The following is a 14,982-nucleotide window of genomic DNA, read 5'->3' as shown; positions in this document are numbered from 1 at the left end:
CCGCCCGCCTGCCGCGGGCGGCGCCGTGCCCCACCGGCCCACCTGGCCATCCTGGGGAGAGCGCAGGCCATCGTGTTCGATTTTCTTGATTCCGGGCAGTACGACGTGCTCGGAGCCTTCTGGGTGACGGTTCAGCTCACCCTCTACTCGGCCGTCGGGTCCCTGATCTGGGGCACCGTACTGGCCGGGATGCGGGTCAGTCCGGTCCCGCTGATGCGGGGCTTCGCCACCGCGTACGTCAACCTCGTGCGCAACACCCCGCTGACCGTGCTGATCATCGGGTCATCGCTGGGCCTCAACCAGACCCTCGGCGTCACCCTCGGCGGCGGCACCTTCAAGGAGATCGGGTTCCGGCTCGCGGTCCTCGGATTCATCGCCTACACCGGCACCTTCGTCTGCGAGGCGATCCGCTCGGGCATCAACACGGTCCCGGTCGGCCAGGCCGAGGCGTCCCGCGCCCTGGGCATGAGCTTCCTCCAGACGCTCACCCTGATCGTGCTCCCCCAGGCGTTCCGGGCGGTCATCGCGCCGCTCGCCAACGTCCTCATCGCCCTCACCAAGAACACCACGGTGGCCGCGGCGATCGGCGTGGCCGAGGCCGCGCTGCTGATGAAGGAGATGGTCGAGAACGAGCCGCAGGACCTCTTCGCCGTCTTCGGCGTCTTCGCCCTCGGCTTCGTCCTTCTGACCCTGCCCACCGGCCTGCTCCTGGGCTGGGTTGCCAAGCGAGTGGCGGTGAAGCGATGACCTCCGTGCTGTACGACGCCCCGGGCCCCAAGGCCAAGGCGCGCAACTGGATCTACAGTGGGATCTTCCTCGTCGTGGCCGCGGCCGTCGCCTGGTGGGTGCTGTCCGCCCTGGCGGACAAGAACCAGCTCGACGCCGACAAGTGGAGCCCCTTCTTCACCGACGATCAGGTATGGACGACGTTCCTGCTCCCCGGACTGGGCGAAACCCTGCGGGCCGGCGCCATCTCCATGGTGATCGCCCTGCCGCTGGGCGCCCTCCTCGGCATGGGCCGGCTCTCCGACCACGCGTGGGTACGCAGCATCGTGGGCACCTGGGTCGAGTTCTTCCGGGCCATCCCGGTACTCATGCTGATGCTCTTCGGCTCCGCCTTCTACGTGCAGTACACCGGGGTGGACTCCGAGGTGCGGCCGCTGTACGCGGTGGTCACCGGGCTGGTCCTGTACAACTCCGCGGTCATCGGCGAGATCGTCCGGGCCGGCGTCGAGTCGCTGCCGAAGGGCCAGACCGACGCCGCGAAGGCGATCGGCATGCGCAAGGGCCAGGTCATGACCTACGTCCTGGTCCCGCAGGCCGTGACCGCGATGCTGCCCGCGCTGGTCAGCCAGCTCGTGGTGATCCTCAAGGACACCGCCATCGGCGGTGCGGTCCTGGGCCTCGCCGAACTGCTGACCCAGTACCGGCAGATCTCGGCGAACTACAGCAACACCATCCCGACCCTGATCGTGATCGCGGCGATCTACATCGCGGTGAACTTCGCCCTCACCTCCTTCGCCTCCTGGCTGGAGGGCCGCCTGCGCAAGTCGAAGCGGACCACCGACGCGATCGTTCCGGTGAGCCAGTTCGAGGCGGGCGAGAACACCGGCGTCGTCTGACCGTCCTCCCGGCGCGGCATCGGACATCTGCTCGAACCCGCGTCCGGCATCCGGCCTGACAGCCGGTCAGTACACTGGCGGGACACGTGTGGTGCGGCGGAACTCATCCGCCGCACCACTCGGCATTGTCCGGACCGGCGTCACTTGACGCAGGCACCTCCAGTGGGTTGCATACGTTCTGTGATCACATACCGGACACCGGGAGCCACATCATGGACCCGGTGATCGTCGTCGGCGCGGGGCCCGTCGGGCTGTCCCTGTCCCTCGCCCTGGCCGGCCAGGGCGTGCCCTGCGTCGTGCTCGACGAGGGATCCGGCAAGGACGAGCCCCGCCCCGCCCGCACCGTCGCCCTGCACGCCGACACCGCCGCGATGGTGCACCGGCTGGGCTGTACGACGCTGCGCGACGAGGGCGCGTACTTCACCGCCTGGCGGACCATGCGGCGCGGCCGCGAGTCCCAGCGGATCACCTTCGAGGACGGCCCGGCCCCGATCCACCTGCCCCAGCACGCCCTGACCCGCGGACTGCGCGACGCCGCCGCCGCGCACCCCCTGGTCCAGCTGGTCACCGAGAGCAAACTCGACGCCCTGGAGCAGGACGACCGCGGGGTCACCGCCCACACCCGGGGCGCCGAGACCACGTGGTGGCGCGGGAGCCACCTGGTCGGCTGTGACGGGGCCCGCTCCACCGTGCGCAAGCTGCTCGGCATCCGCTTCCCCGGCCGCACCGCCGTCGAACGGCACGCCGTGGCCGCCCTGCGCACCGAACTGCCCTGGCCGGGCGAGGCATTGCTGGACCGCAGCCCGCCGGAGGAGGTCACCGCACGGCCACTGGCCGACGGGGTGTACCGGCTGGACTGGCTGCTCCCGTCGCGCGGGGACCTCGTCACCCCCGACGCGATGGTGACGCTCATCCGCGACAGCCTCGCGCTGTGGTGCGGGGGCACGACTCCCCCGTACGAGCTCCTCGACACCGGGGTCCACACCCTGCACCACCGGCTCGCCCGGCGCTGGCGCGACGGCCGCTGCTTCCTCGCCGGGGACGCGGCGCACCTGCTCGGCGCGCTCGGCACCCAGGGCGTCGAGGAGGGGCTCCGGGACGCCGAGAACCTCGCCTGGAAGCTCTCCCTCGCCTGGCACCAGGGGGCCTCCGAGGAGCTGCTCGACAGCTACGAGGCCGAGCGCCGCAGGGCGGTGGCCGCCCGGCTGCGCGCCGCCGACCAGGCCATGCCCGTGCTGCGCACCGGGGGCGGGCTGCGCACGTACCTCCCCGGAGCCTCGCGGGCCGCCGAACTGCTCCTGACCGACGGCCACTTGGGGCGCGGCCCGCTCGGCGCGGAGCCGGTGTACGCCCCGCCCGTGGCCGTCGACGACGTGCCCACCGCCACCGAGCCGGGCGGTCCCGTCGCGAACGTCCCGGTGACCGCGCCCGACGGCTCGACGGTGCCGCTGCGCGACCAGCTGGGGCGGGGCCGGCTGCTCGTCGTCCTCGTCGCCCCGGGCACCGGGGTCTGGGACCGGCGGCACTGGCTGGGCGCCGGACTGATGCCCCGCCTCGCGGCGGCGGTGGCCGCGCTGCCGGTCCGGGCGGAGCTGCTCGTGGCGGACGGCTACCCGGGGGCGGCGGCGCACACCGTGCTCCTCGTACGGCCGGACGGGCATCTCGCGGCCACGTTCGCCGGGGTCCACCCCGCCGGGCTGTACGAGGCCGCGGACGCGGTCCGGCACGGCGCACCGGCCGCCGCACCGGCCCCGGCGCCCAGGGGTTTGCCCACCGCCGCACCCGTCATCGACTGAGCGTTCATTGACCATCCATCGAGCGATGATCGATTGACCCTCCGGTCGACTCGTGCTTCACTCGCGGACATGACCGGCAACGACGTACGCCTGTGGCGGAGGGTCCATATGGACCTGCTCCGCTATGCGGGCTGCGTGTGTCGCCCTTCCTGCTGATTCGCCCTTCCCCCGCGCGCCCCCATGCGGATGTTGCGCGCACTCTCGCGAACCCCCAGGACGGTCATCCTCCATGTCTGCACCCACGCACGCCCCCGCCGCGCCCTCGGCTGCGGCTGCCGCCCCGGCCATCTCGGCGGCGGATCTCCTCGCCTTCACCCTGCGCATCGCCTCCGACCCCGAACTGATCGCCTCCCTCCCCCTCGATCCCGAGGGCCGGACGTGGATCCGGCTCGACGGCCCGGGCGGCAGCGAGGCCTGGCTGATCGGCTGGCCGCCCGGCACCGGCACCGGCTGGCACGACCACGCCGAGTCGCGGGGCGCGTTCACCACCGCGCGCGGGCGCCTCACGGAGAACTCCCTGGCGGTCCGCCTCCCCTCGGAGGGCTGGCGGTCCCTCTCCCTGGCCCCCGACGTGGACCGCTCGCGCGCACTGGGCGCGGGCACCGGGCGGGCCTTCGGCGAGCACCACGTGCACGAGGTGCTCAACGAGTCCGCGACGGAGCACGCGATCTCCGTCCACGCGTACTACCCGCCGCTGCCCCTGATCCGCCGCTACAGCCGCACCGGCCCGGTGCTCACGCTGGAGCAGGTCGAGCGTCCGGCGGACTGGCAGTGAGCGGCATCGACGCGCTGGTCGACCGGCTGCGCACCACGTACACCCGCGTGGACCCGGCCCAGGCGCACGCGGAGTCCCTGACCGGAGCCCTGCTGGTCGACATCCGGTACCAGGCCCTGCGCGAGCGGGACGGACTGATCCCGGGCGCGCTCATCATCGAGCGCAACGAACTGGAATGGCGCCTCGACCCCGAGGGCTCCCACCGCCTCCCGGAGGCGGTGGACCACGACGTCCGCATCATCGTCATCTGCAACGAGGGCTACGCCTCCACCCTGGCGGCGGCCTCCCTCCACGCCCTGTCCCTCCCCAACGCGACGGACCTCACGGGCGGCTTCCAGTCCTGGAAGGCAGCAGGCCTACCCGTCTCCCCCTTTTGACGCGTCGCTCGCGCGGTGCGGCTCTGGCGGGCCTTACCGGCTTCGCGCCGCTGCGCCGGACTCCGTCCGGCGGTGGCGGGTCGGCGTGCCGCCAGGGCCGCCTGGTCCGGGCTCCGGTGGGCGGGTGCGGGTGGGTCGGCCCTGCGGGGCGGAGTTCCCCTACCCACCCTTCGCCCGTTCCCCGGGGCTCCGCCCCGGACCCGTTGCCGCGTGCGGCGCCGTGGCACGGGGGCCGGCCCCCGGACCCCCGCGCCTCAAACGCCGGCGAGGCTCAATTTGGCGGGACCGGAGCGTGTCAATGCGGGGACGGAAGTGCCCTCCGGGCAATCCAGCGCACCGCGCGCAACGCGCACGTACGAGCCGAGGCCGGCCAAAATCCAGCCCCGCCGGCGTTTGAGGCGCGAGGTCTGGGGCGGAGCCCCAGGCGGGTCCGGGCGCAGCCCGGTACCCCCTCCCAGCCCGTCCGGCGTTTGAGGACCGGGTCCGGGCCGAGCCCGGGGAACGGGCGAAGGCCGGGTAGGGGACTTCGCCCCGCGCAGCGGCACACCCGCGGGCGTTCGGGCCGACAAGGCCGCCCCCGGCCCGCCGGCGCCTGGGGCGCAAGGGGACCGGGGGCAAACGCCCGCGGGAACACGGGCCCGGGGCGGAGCCACAAGGCCGACGGCCTAGCCCTTGGCCGCCGCGAGGTCCACCGGCCGGGGCCGCATCGCCACCCGCCCGGCGAAGCCCGTAGCGCACAGCGCCACCAGCCCCGCCCCACCCACGACCACCCCGTACACCAGCGGAAGCACCACCGCAGCCGCCGCCCCCGTCATGCCCACGCTGAACGCGGTGAGGACCGCCAGCGAAATCCCCGACCCCAGCACCACCCCCATCAGGAGCACCGCCAGCGCCTCCACCCGCAGCATCCCCCGCAGTTGCCGACGCGTCGCCCCCGCGAGCCTCAGCATCGCGAACTCCCGCAGTCGCTCCCCCGTGGACATCGCCAGGGTGTTGGCCACCGCGATCGCGGTGAAGGCCAGGACGAGGCCCATCGCCAGCAGGTTGATCTCCGCCCCGGCCGCCTGCCGTTCGGCCCGCGCGCCATCCGCTTCGGCCGCCGAGAGCACGGCCACGCCCGGGTACTCCCGTACCGCCGAGGCGAGCGCTTCCCGCGCCGTCGGCCCCGCCACCAGCACGCTCGAAGCCAGCGGGTCGTCGACGTGCGCGGCGACCAGACCGTGCGGCAGCGTCACGTCCCCGAAGCCCAGCCCCCGCGCGTACACCGCGGACACGGTCAGGGTGACCGGCGTTCCGTCCCCCAGCGTCAGCGAGAGCGGGCTGCCCGGCTTCAGGCCCAGCTGGTCCGCGGCCAGGTCACTCACCGCGACGCTCTTCTCCCCGAACCCCGCCAGGCTCCCGGCCGTCACCCCCGGGTCCCAGGTCCGGTCGAGCCCGGCCGGGGTCACGCCCTGCGCCGCGTACTTCGTCAGCCCCACCCGGATCGACGTGTGCACGATCTCGGTGGCCGCGAGGACCCCGGGGGTCCGGCGGATCCGCTCGGCGACGGCGCCGGGAACCCCCGGCCCCCGTCCCTGGAGCACCCACTCGGCCCGTACGCCCTCACGGGCCTGCGCCCGGGCGGCGTCACCGAGCGTCGGGGTGACGAAGAGCACGGTGCAGGCCATCCCGATCAGCAGCGTGAGCGGGGTGACCGCGGAGGCCATCCGGGTCGCGTTGCCGCGCAGGTTCGCGGTGGCCAGCCGGCCGCCGGGGCCGGCCAGCCGCAGCGGCCCGTCGAGCAGCGCGGCCGCGCCCTTGACGATCAGCGGGCCCAGCAGCGAGACGGCTCCGGCGAGCACCACGACGGCGAGGAAGGTGACCGGTGTCGAAGCCGGCTCGGTGCGGAGCGTACTGAGTACGGCGACCAGCACCACCCCGGCCGCCAGCAGCAGCGCCCCGGCGACGAGCCGCGCCCACCTGGGCCGGCTCCGCTCGACGGCGGCCTCGGCCAGTGCTTCGGCGGGACGGACGCGGGCCACCCGCCGTGCGGTGATCCGGGCCGCGGCCCATGCTCCGAGCAGGCTCGCGCCGACGGCGGCGATCATCGGGAAGATCCCGGCGGTGCGCTCCAGGGTCACGGGGACGACTCCCGCGTCGACGAACCGGCCGTGCAGCCAGGCGGCCAGCGGCAGCCCGGCGAGGGCTCCGGCGACTCCGGCGGCCAGCCCGACGAGCAGCGCCTCGCGGCCGATCATGCGCCGCAGCTGCCCGGGGGTGGCCGCGATGGCGCGGAGCAGGGCCAGCTCGCGGTGGCGCTGCTGGATCGACAGGGAGAAGGTGCCGACGACCACGAGGACGGCCACGAGGAGCGAGGTACCGCCCATCGCGCCGCCCATGGAGACCAGCTTGATCCGGGCCCCGGCCGCGTCGAGGAACTCCACGGGGCCCCGCTCGTCGCCGGTGGCCACCTGTGCGGTGGTGCCCTGGAGCGCCTGCCGGATCCGCCCGGCCAGCTCGCCGGCGTCCACGCCGGCCTTGGCCAGTACCCCGATGGCGCTGACCCGGCCTTCGCGGGCGGCGAGGCGCTGCGCCTCGGCGTCGCCGAAGAACAGTGAGCTCTGGTGCGCGAGGCTCCCGCCGGCCGCGGCGGCGATCCCGCTGACCGTATAGGTCTTGGGCGCGCCGGTGGACTGCACGGTGAGCTCGGAGCCGGGCTTCAGGGCCGCGCGGGCGGCGAGTCCACGGTCGACGACGACCTCGTCACCGCCCTGGGGGGCGCGGCCTTCGGCGAGCGTGAAGGGGGTGAGCGCGGCCGAGCTCCAGGCGTGCCCGTACGAGGGCTTCGCGCCTTCGCCGCCCGGGCCGCCCCGGGTGAGCGGCGCGGCCTGGAAGGTGAGTTCGGGGACGGCCCGCTCGACTCCGGGCACCGCGCGGACGGTGTCCACGGTGGCGGCCGGCAGCCAGGCCCGCTCGGCGACGGGCTTGGCCTTGTGCTTCGTCTTCTTCTTGCCCTTCTTCTCCTTGACCGTCGTCGCGTGGACGTTCTGGTCTGCGGAGACGACCACCGGGGCGCCCGCGTAGCGCTCGGTGGCGATCGTCCCGCGGAGTCCCGTCTCCAGGAGGGTTCCGCAGGCGGTCACGAGGGCCGCCGCGCACAGCAGGGCGAGGAAGGCGCCGAGGAAACCGGCTTTGCGGTCTCGGACGGTCTGGAGTGCGTAGCGCAGCATCATGGGGAAAACTCTGCCGCCGGGGCCGCCTTGAGACATTGGAGCGCCCCGGCGTCCTCGGCCGGGGGCTAGCCCCACCCCATGCGGTCCCGGCCGACCGCCCGGCCCCGTGCCACTCCGTCAGATCGTCAGATCGTCGGCGTCTTCGCCCTCCGCCTCCAGTGCGCGGCGGACCACCCGCAGGGCCATGCCCTCGGGGTACCCCTTGCGGGCGAGCATTCCGGCGAGGCGCCGGATCCGCTTGTCCCGCTCCAGGCCCCGGGTCGCGCGGAGCTTGCGCTCCACGAGCTCCCGGGCGGTCTCCTCCTCCTGGTCGGAGTCCAGCTGCTCCAGGGCCTCCTGTACGAGGGTGGGTGCCACCCCCTTGGTACGGAGCTCCTGTGCGAGCGCCCGGCGGGCCAGCCCCCGGCCCCGGTGCCGGGACTCGACCCAGGCCCCGGCGAAGGCGGCGTCGTCGATCAGGCCCACCTCCTCGAACCGGGAGAGGACCTGCTCCGACACCTCCTCGGGGATGTCCCGCTTGGCCAGGGCGTCCGCGAGCTGGCGCCGGGTGCGCGGCATCCCCGTGAGCAGACGCAGACAGATCGCCCGCGCCTGCTCCTCGGGACTCTGGGGCGGCAGCTCCTGGCGGTCCTCCCGGCCCTCACGGCCCTCCGCACGGCGGCCTCCCCGGCCGCCGCTCTCGCGGCGGCCCCGGCGACTGCCCTCGCGGCGGTCCTCACCGCCGTCCGCGCCGCCCCTTTCCTGCTCCCACACGGGTCAGCTCTTGGCGACGGCGGCCTTGACCGCGGTCTTGGCCTTCGACGCGGGAGCGGGCACGGCAGCGGTCTCGGCAGACGCGTCCGCGCCGGCCTCGGCCGCGACGGCGGCCGTCGCAGCGGCGTCCTTGCGGATGCCGACGCCCAGCTTCTCCTTGATCTTCCGCTCGATCTCGTCGGACAGGGCGGGGTTGTCGCAGAGGAACTTCCGCGCGTTCTCCTTGCCCTGGCCGAGCTGGTCGCCCTCGTACGTGTACCAGGCTCCGGCCTTGCGGACGAAGCCGTGCTCCACGCCCATGTCGATCAGGCCGCCCTCGCGGCTGATGCCGTGGCCGTAGAGGATGTCGAACTCGGCCTGCTTGAAGGGCGGCGCGACCTTGTTCTTGACGACCTTGACGCGGGTGCGGTTGCCGACCGCGTCCGTGCCGTCCTTGAGGGTCTCGATGCGCCGGATGTCGAGGCGCACGGAGGCGTAGAACTTCAGCGCGCGGCCACCGGTGGTGGTCTCCGGCGAGCCGAACATCACACCGATCTTCTCGCGGAGCTGGTTGATGAAGATCGCGGTGGTCTTGGACTGGCTGAGCGCACCGGTGATCTTCCGGAGGGCCTGGCTCATCAGACGGGCCTGGAGACCCACGTGCGAGTCGCCCATCTCGCCCTCGATCTCCGCGCGCGGCACGAGGGCCGCCACGGAGTCGATGACGATGAGGTCCAGCGCACCGGAGCGGACCAGCATGTCCACGATCTCCAGCGCCTGCTCACCGGTGTCCGGCTGGGACAGGATGAGGTTGTCGGTGTCGACGCCGAGGGCCTTGGCGTACTCGGGGTCGAGCGCGTGCTCGGCGTCAATGAAGGCGACGGTGCCGCCGGCCTTCTGCGCGTTGGCCACGGCATGCAGCGTCAGGGTCGTCTTACCGGAGGACTCCGGCCCGTACACCTCGATCACACGGCCGCGCGGCAGCCCGCCGACGCCGAGCGCGATGTCCAGCGCGGTCGATCCCGTGGGGATGACCTCGATGGGGTCGTTCGGCTTGTCGCCGAGACGCATCACGGCACCCTTGCCGAACTGCCGTTCAATCTGTGCGAGCGCGGCGTCGAGAGCCTTCTCGCGGTCGTTGCCTGCCATGGGTTCCACCCGATTTGCTTGAGTCGATCGCTTCACGCCATTGACGCTAACGCCTGCCACTGACAACGCGGTCCCACGCCCGGTTCGGCTGTGGATAACCCATAAGAATGCGTGTTCGATTTCCGTGTCAAGCGCGCCACGCCGGACCCGTCCGCCACACCGGCGGGTGGCATGATCCACTCCCGTGACGGACACCACGGACACCGCAGACGCCACGAACACCGCGGCCACCACCTCCAGCATGTTCCCCGCCGGCCGCACCGCGCTCATCGTGCGGATACCCGAAGCGGAACCCGTCGTCCGGGACTGGCGGGACCGGATCGACCCCGCGGCCCGGGCCGGGGCCGGGGTCCCGGCGCACGTGAGCGTGCTCTACCCGTTCCTCCCGGAGAGCCTGATCGACGCCTCGGTCCACGCCGGGATCGCCGCGGCCCTGCACCTCCACCGCGCCTTCGACCTGCGCTTCGAGCGGACCGGCCGGTTCCCGGGGATGCTCTACCTCGCCCCCGAGCCGGACGCCCCGCTGCGCCGGCTGACCCTCTCGGTCACCGAGCGCTGGCCGGAGGTCCGACCCTACGGCGGTCGCTACCCGGACCCGGCCCCGCACCTCACCGTGGCCCAGCGCGCCCCGGAGGCGGACCTGGACGCCGCCGAGGCGGACCTGAACGGCCGGCTCCCCCTCACCGCCCGCGTCCGCGCCGTCGACCTGGTGGCCTACGACGGGACGGCCTGGCACGAGCGCGCGAGGTTCACGCTGCGGGAACCCGGAGAGTGACGGCCGGAGAGTGACGAGCGCGGCAAAGTGACAACCCGGGGTTGACACCCGCTCGACTGTCAACCTAGGGTTGCACCTATGACGAACCCTTCGGTGGAACCCGTTCGCATGACCAATCCGGTACGCCTCGACGACCTCATCGAGGCCATCAAGAAGGTCCACACCGACACCCTGGAGCAGCTCAGCGGCGCAGTCGTGGCCGCCGAGGCCCTCGGGGACGTCGCGGACCACCTCATCGGTCACTTCGTCGACCAGGCCCGCCGCTCCGGCGCCTCCTGGACCGACATCGGCCGCAGCATGGGCGTCACCCGCCAGGCCGCCCAGAAGCGCTTCGTGCCCAAGGCCGACAAGGAGGGCGACGCGGGACTCGACCCCAGCCAGGGCTTCGGCCGCTTCACCCCCCGCGCCCGCAACGTGGTGGTCACCGCGCAGAACGAGGCCCGCGCCGCCGGCAACACCGAGATCCGCACCGAGCACCTCGTCCTCGGACTCCTCGCCGAGCCCGACGGCCTCGCCGCCCACGCCGTCGCCGCCCAGGGAATCGCGGCCGACGACGTACGCGCCGCCGTGACCGCCGCCCTGCCCCCGGCCGTGGAGGACGTCCCCGAGCTGGTCCCCTTCGACGCCGCGTCGAAGAAGGCCCTGGAGCTCACCTTCCGCGAGGCCCTGCGCCTCGGCCACAGCTACGTGGGCACCGAGCACATCCTGCTCGCGCTCCTGGAGCTGGAGAACGGAACGGGGGCGCTCAGCGACCTCGGCGTGGACAAGGACATCGTCGAGAACTGGGTCAACGACGCCCTGGAATCCGTACTCGGCGCCTCGGCCGATCCCGGGAAGTAGAGGCGTCCGCTGCACCGGTCAGCGCGTACCGCTTCACGTACGCGCCGAGGAAGGCCTGCATCGTGGCGACGGCCGGGATCGCGATGAGCGCCCCGACCGCGCCCAGCAGGGCGGTGCCCGCGATGACCGATCCGAAGGCCACCGCCGGGTGGATGTCCACCGTCTTCGAGGTCAGCTTGGGCTGGAGCACGTAGTTCTCGAACTGCTGGTACACCACCACGAATCCGAGGACGTACAGCGCGTACCAGGGGTTGACCGTGAAGGCGATCAGCATCGGCAGCGCCCCCGCCAGGTAGGTGCCGATGGTGGGGATGAACTGCGACACCAGCCCCACCCACACCGCGAGCGCGGGCGCGTACGGCACGCCCAGCACCGCGAAGACGATGTAGTGCGCGATCCCGGAGATCAGCGCCATCAGCCCGCGCGAGTAGAGGTATCCGCCCGTCTTGGTGACGGCGATCTCCCAAGCCCGCAGCACCTCCGCCTGCTTGGCGGGCGGCAGTACGGAGCACAGGGCGCGGCGCAGCCGCGGCCCGTCGGCGGCGAAGTAGAAGGAGAACAGACCGATCGTCAGCAGCTTGAACAGACCGCCGAGCACGGTGGCGGACACGTCGAGCACGCCGGTCGCGCTGTTCTGCACGTACTTCTGCAGCCAGTCCGAGTGCAACAGGCTGTCCTGGATCTCCAGTCGGGACAAGTCCGTGTGGAAGGTGTCGTTGATCGAGCCGATCAGCGAGTCGAGATAGCCGGGGAAGCCCTCCACCAGGTCGACGATCTGCCCGGCGAGCACCGAGCCGAGCAGGACGACGAATCCGACGGCCGCGACGAACACCCCGAGGAACACCAGGAAGGTGGCGCACCCGCGGCGCATGCCGCGGGCCGCCATCCGGGCCACGGCCGGTTCGATCGCGAGCGCGAGGAAGAACGCGATCAGGATGTTGACGAGCAGCCCGATGAGCTGGTGGAAGGCCCAACTGCCGAGCTGGAAACAGGCCACCAGGGCCAGTACGAGAACCACGGCGCGCGGCAGCCAGCGCGGCATCCGGGCATCCGCCGGAGCCGGTTCCCCGGCATGACCCGGCGCTTCTGCAGGACCCGGCGCTTCGGGGGCCGCCGTCACGGGGCCCGCGGCCGAGGGGCCCGCGGCCGAGGGGGCCGCCGGGCGGGGCGGCGGCGGGCCCTGGAGGTCTTCGGGCCGGTCGGTCATCTCATCACTGGCTGCCACGCCGACCAGTCTGTCCCACCGACGCCGTGAACCACGAAGCGGCCGCCGTGACCCCGCCCCGGCCGGGCGGACCGGGCGGCAGACAGATCGCCGGCCCCGTCGCCTGAACCCGTGGCCGGACCGGCCTCCGGACCAGGCGCAAGACGTCCGCCGGACCCACCGGGGCACGGCCGCCCTAGCGCAGCGAAGCGGGCACGTCCACCGCCGAACACACCGCGCGCCACACGTCCTTGGTCTCCCAGCCCGCGTCCAGCGCCTCGTGGACCGTGCGTCCCCCGAGCTCCGTCATGACGTGGTCCCGCGCGAAGGAGTCCGCGTAGCCCGCGCCGAAGTGCTCGGCCATCCGCTCCCAGAAAATCGTCAACCGCATGACTCCAGTATCCCGCCCCGGAGAGTGCACCCTCCCCGTTCGGGCCACCTCGGCGCCACCGGGGCCCCTACGGTTCCTGGCATGCCTGGAGACGAAGCTTGCGCCCCGGCGGCGCCGACGGCGACGAGTGCGCTGGCCCGCGCCGAGCAGTTCATCTGGCTCACGGCCCGCGTACTGGAGCAGCGGCGGTTCGCGTTCCACTTCCTCGGCGGAGACGCCGACCCGGTCGATGCCGCCCTCGGCGCCTACCTCGGCGGCGACGGCGGCTACGGCCACGCCCTCGACCCGGACCTGCGCGGTCCACTGAGCCACCCGCTGCACACCGCCCACGCCCTGCGCGTCCTGGACGGCCTGGGCCGCTGCGCCGGACAGCGCATCGAGCGGCTCTGCACCCACCTGATCCGGGTCTCCACCCCGGACGGGGCGCTCCCGGCGACGGCTCCGGCCTCCGGCGGCTACCCCGCGGCCCCCTATCACCCGCTGCACGACGATCCGCCGGGCGACCTGCTGGCCACCGGCCCCGTCGTCGGGATCCTGCACCGCAACCGGGTGTGGCACGCGTGGCTGTTCCGGGCGACGGACTTCTGCTGGGACCGGGTGGAGAACCTGCGCCACTGGAACCCGTACGAGATCCAGAGCGCGGTGGCCTTCCTCGACGGGGTCCCCGACCGGGCCCGGGCGTCGGCGGCCGCCGACCGGCTGGGGCGCCTCGTCCGCGAGCAGCGGCTCGTCGTACTGGACCCCGCGCGGCAGGACGCGGACCCGCCTGTCCCCGGCCGTGCGCCGGACGAGCACCTGTACCCGTACGACTTCGCCCGCCGCCCGGAGTCCCTCGCCCGCGGCTGGTTCACGGACGCGGAGCTGTACGGCTCGCTGCGCTTCCTGGCGGGCCGGCAGCAGCCGGACGGCGGCTGGCCGGTGCACCGCGGGGCGTGGGCGCCGGGCAGCTCGCTGGAGCGGCGCCCGATCGCCACGCTGGAGGCGCTCCTGACCCTGCGCGCGTACGGCCCGCTCCCCGGCGCGGCTGAGGGGTGCAGCCCTAGCCTCCCAGGGCCCGCAGCCCCGCGGTGACGGCGACGGCCGCCGCGACCACGACGAGGAACGGGGCCCGCAGCAGCAGCGCGACCCCGGCGGCCGCGAGCCCGGCGGCGCGCGCGTCGAGCACGAGCTCCTGCCCGGTGGCGAAGGTCTGCTGCGCGGTGAGGGCGGCGAGCAGCGCGACCGGCAGGAGCGCGGCGAGCTTGCGCACCGCGGGCCGCTCCAGGGCTCCGGCGGGGACGAGCAGTCCGGCGAGCTTCACGGCGTAGCAGCCGACGACGGTGAGCCCGATGGCGATCCAGACGTTCACGAGCGGCGTCCCTTCATCCACAGCACGATCGGCGCGGCCAGCGCCGCGATCAGCACGGGCACCCCGGCGGGCAGTACGGGCAGCAGGCCCAGCCCGAGGACGAGGGCGAGCGCGGCGACGGCCCGCTCGGTGCCGGTCTTGAGCATCGGCGCGAGCAGCGCGAGGAACACGGCGGGCCCGGCGGCGTCCAGCCCCCACGCCCTGGTGTCCCCGATGGCCTCGGCTCCGAGCGCGCCGAGCAGGGTGGTGAGGTTCCACAAGACGTAGAGGGTCAGCCCGGTCACGGTGAAGCCGAGCCGGGCCGACTTCCGGTCGGGCTGGGCCAGGGCCACGGCGGTGGTCTCGTCGATCACCCAGTGCGCGGCGAAGGGCCGTACGCCCGGGGGCAGTGCGAGCAGTTGGGACAGCCGCAGCCCGTAAAAGGCGTTGCGGGTCCCGAGGAAGAAGGCCCCGGCGGCGGCCGTGAACGGATTCCCGCCGGCGGCCAGTGCCCCGACCAGCGCGAACTGCGAGGCGCCGGTGAACACCAGCAGGCTCAGCACGCAGGCCTGGAGGGTGCTGATCCCGGACCCGGCGGCGGTCACCCCGAAGGCGAACCCGGACAGCCCGACCGCCACTCCGACGCCGAGCGCGTCCCGGACCACGGCCGCGCGCGGCTTGTCCACCACGGGCGCCCCGCCGGGAGCCTCCCGGCCGAGTTCTTCTTGTATGACCATCCGATGTTCTCCCACGCCCCGAACGTACGCAGTCCACGCCATCCG

Annotated in this window: 16 protein-coding genes; 9 read left to right on the top strand and 7 right to left on the bottom strand. The window is 73.4% G+C overall.

The window, feature by feature from the left end; genetic code table 11:
- The first annotated feature begins 72 nt into the window (after positions 1–72).
- The 6 genes from AC3IYI_RS29460 (at position 73) to AC3IYI_RS29435 (ending at position 4,570) form a co-directional block, all read left to right on the top strand.
- Positions 73–747, top strand: a complete 675-nt coding sequence (locus AC3IYI_RS29460) for an amino acid ABC transporter permease (protein ID WP_489406518.1) — start codon at positions 73–75, stop codon at positions 745–747.
- Positions 744–1,622, top strand: coding sequence for an amino acid ABC transporter permease (locus AC3IYI_RS29455; RefSeq protein WP_489406517.1), 879 nt, complete (start codon positions 744–746; stop codon positions 1,620–1,622). The genes AC3IYI_RS29460 and AC3IYI_RS29455 overlap by 4 nt, the downstream gene beginning before the upstream one ends.
- 212 nt (positions 1,623–1,834) lie before the next feature.
- Positions 1,835–3,418 (top strand): FAD-dependent oxidoreductase, encoded by a 1,584-nt coding sequence (locus tag AC3IYI_RS29450; protein ID WP_489406516.1) that lies wholly within the window; start codon positions 1,835–1,837, stop codon positions 3,416–3,418.
- Positions 3,419–3,487: 69 nt separating this feature from the next.
- The gene (locus AC3IYI_RS29445) at positions 3,488–3,574 is read left to right on the top strand and encodes a putative leader peptide (protein WP_311318651.1); all 87 of its coding nucleotides are present in this window, start codon (positions 3,488–3,490) and stop codon (positions 3,572–3,574) included.
- 73 nt (positions 3,575–3,647) lie between these two features.
- Complete coding sequence (locus tag AC3IYI_RS29440; protein WP_489406515.1) at positions 3,648–4,193, top strand: cupin domain-containing protein; 546 nt, start codon at positions 3,648–3,650, stop codon at positions 4,191–4,193.
- Positions 4,184–4,570: a rhodanese-like domain-containing protein gene (locus AC3IYI_RS29435; protein WP_489411720.1), complete on the top strand. Its 387-nt coding sequence runs from the start codon at positions 4,184–4,186 to the stop codon at positions 4,568–4,570. Before AC3IYI_RS29440 ends, AC3IYI_RS29435 begins: the two co-directional genes overlap by 10 nt.
- Before the next feature lie 665 nt (positions 4,571–5,235).
- Here AC3IYI_RS29435 and AC3IYI_RS29430 read toward each other — a convergent pair.
- From AC3IYI_RS29430 to recA, 3 genes are all read right to left on the bottom strand, one after another.
- On the bottom strand, positions 5,236–7,782 hold the full coding sequence (locus AC3IYI_RS29430) for an FtsX-like permease family protein (protein WP_489406514.1): 2,547 nt from the start codon (positions 7,780–7,782) through the stop codon (positions 5,236–5,238).
- A 117-nt stretch (positions 7,783–7,899) separates the two neighbouring features.
- Complete coding sequence (recX, locus tag AC3IYI_RS29425; RefSeq protein ID WP_489406513.1) at positions 7,900–8,535, bottom strand: recombination regulator RecX; 636 nt, start codon at positions 8,533–8,535, stop codon at positions 7,900–7,902.
- Positions 8,536–8,538: 3 nt separating this feature from the next.
- Positions 8,539–9,663, bottom strand: coding sequence for a recombinase RecA (gene recA / locus AC3IYI_RS29420; protein ID WP_489406512.1), 1,125 nt, complete (start codon positions 9,661–9,663; stop codon positions 8,539–8,541).
- Positions 9,664–9,847: 184 nt separating this feature from the next.
- On the opposite strand from recA, the gene AC3IYI_RS29415 reads away from it, so the two are divergent.
- Together AC3IYI_RS29415 and AC3IYI_RS29410 are read left to right on the top strand one after the other, a co-directional pair.
- The gene (locus tag AC3IYI_RS29415) at positions 9,848–10,438 is read left to right on the top strand and encodes a 2'-5' RNA ligase family protein (protein WP_489406511.1); all 591 of its coding nucleotides are present in this window, start codon (positions 9,848–9,850) and stop codon (positions 10,436–10,438) included.
- A 78-nt stretch (positions 10,439–10,516) separates the two neighbouring features.
- Complete coding sequence (locus tag AC3IYI_RS29410) at positions 10,517–11,278, top strand: Clp protease N-terminal domain-containing protein (RefSeq protein WP_489406510.1); 762 nt, start codon at positions 10,517–10,519, stop codon at positions 11,276–11,278.
- On the opposite strand, the gene AC3IYI_RS29405 is transcribed toward AC3IYI_RS29410, so the two are convergent.
- Positions 11,226–12,320 carry an AI-2E family transporter gene (locus tag AC3IYI_RS29405; RefSeq protein ID WP_489411719.1) on the bottom strand — a complete coding sequence of 365 codons (1,095 nt, stop codon included), beginning with the start codon at positions 12,318–12,320 and terminating at the stop codon, positions 11,226–11,228. The two genes, AC3IYI_RS29410 and AC3IYI_RS29405, sit on opposite strands and share 53 nt — an antisense overlap.
- Before the next feature lie 358 nt (positions 12,321–12,678).
- Positions 12,679–12,873 carry a DUF3046 domain-containing protein gene (locus tag AC3IYI_RS29400; RefSeq protein WP_254386113.1) on the bottom strand — a complete coding sequence of 65 codons (195 nt, stop codon included), beginning with the start codon at positions 12,871–12,873 and terminating at the stop codon, positions 12,679–12,681.
- Between the two features lie 81 nt (positions 12,874–12,954).
- Between AC3IYI_RS29400 and AC3IYI_RS29395 the strand changes: the two genes are divergently transcribed.
- Positions 12,955–13,944, top strand: a complete 990-nt coding sequence (locus AC3IYI_RS29395; protein WP_489406509.1) for a hypothetical protein — start codon at positions 12,955–12,957, stop codon at positions 13,942–13,944.
- Here AC3IYI_RS29395 and AC3IYI_RS29390 read toward each other — a convergent pair.
- The gene (locus tag AC3IYI_RS29390; protein ID WP_243331856.1) at positions 13,913–14,221 is read right to left on the bottom strand and encodes an AzlD domain-containing protein; all 309 of its coding nucleotides are present in this window, start codon (positions 14,219–14,221) and stop codon (positions 13,913–13,915) included. The two genes, AC3IYI_RS29395 and AC3IYI_RS29390, sit on opposite strands and share 32 nt — an antisense overlap.
- The gene (locus AC3IYI_RS29385; RefSeq protein ID WP_489406508.1) at positions 14,218–14,937 is read right to left on the bottom strand and encodes an AzlC family ABC transporter permease; all 720 of its coding nucleotides are present in this window, start codon (positions 14,935–14,937) and stop codon (positions 14,218–14,220) included. Before AC3IYI_RS29385 ends, AC3IYI_RS29390 begins: the two co-directional genes overlap by 4 nt.
- Between the last annotated feature and the right edge of the window lie 45 nt (positions 14,938–14,982).

This window comes from Streptomyces sp. GL_148, from assembly GCF_057834205.1.
The sequence above is the reverse complement of the archived record's forward strand: the minus strand, read 5'-3'. Positions and strand labels throughout refer to the sequence as shown.

Bases quoted from the DNA above. Each gene is read 5' to 3' on its own strand.
- AC3IYI_RS29455 (WP_489406517.1), top strand. From the start codon at position 744: ATGACCTCCGTGCTGTACGACGCCCCGGGCCCCAAGGCCAAGGCGCGC.
- AC3IYI_RS29450 (WP_489406516.1), top strand. From the start codon at position 1,835: ATGGACCCGGTGATCGTCGTCGGCGCGGGGCCCGTCGGGCTGTCCCTG.
- AC3IYI_RS29445 (WP_311318651.1), top strand. From the start codon at position 3,488: ATGACCGGCAACGACGTACGCCTGTGGCGGAGGGTCCATATGGACCTG.
- AC3IYI_RS29440 (WP_489406515.1), top strand. From the start codon at position 3,648: ATGTCTGCACCCACGCACGCCCCCGCCGCGCCCTCGGCTGCGGCTGCC.
- AC3IYI_RS29430 (WP_489406514.1), bottom strand. From the start codon at position 7,782: ATGATGCTGCGCTACGCACTCCAGACCGTCCGAGACCGCAAAGCCGGT.
- recA (WP_489406512.1), bottom strand. From the start codon at position 9,663: ATGGCAGGCAACGACCGCGAGAAGGCTCTCGACGCCGCGCTCGCACAG.
- AC3IYI_RS29410 (WP_489406510.1), top strand. From the start codon at position 10,517: ATGACGAACCCTTCGGTGGAACCCGTTCGCATGACCAATCCGGTACGC.
- AC3IYI_RS29405 (WP_489411719.1), bottom strand. From the start codon at position 12,320: ATGCCGCGCTGGCTGCCGCGCGCCGTGGTTCTCGTACTGGCCCTGGTG.
- AC3IYI_RS29400 (WP_254386113.1), bottom strand. From the start codon at position 12,873: ATGCGGTTGACGATTTTCTGGGAGCGGATGGCCGAGCACTTCGGCGCG.
- AC3IYI_RS29395 (WP_489406509.1), top strand. From the start codon at position 12,955: ATGCCTGGAGACGAAGCTTGCGCCCCGGCGGCGCCGACGGCGACGAGT.
- AC3IYI_RS29385 (WP_489406508.1), bottom strand. From the start codon at position 14,937: ATGGTCATACAAGAAGAACTCGGCCGGGAGGCTCCCGGCGGGGCGCCC.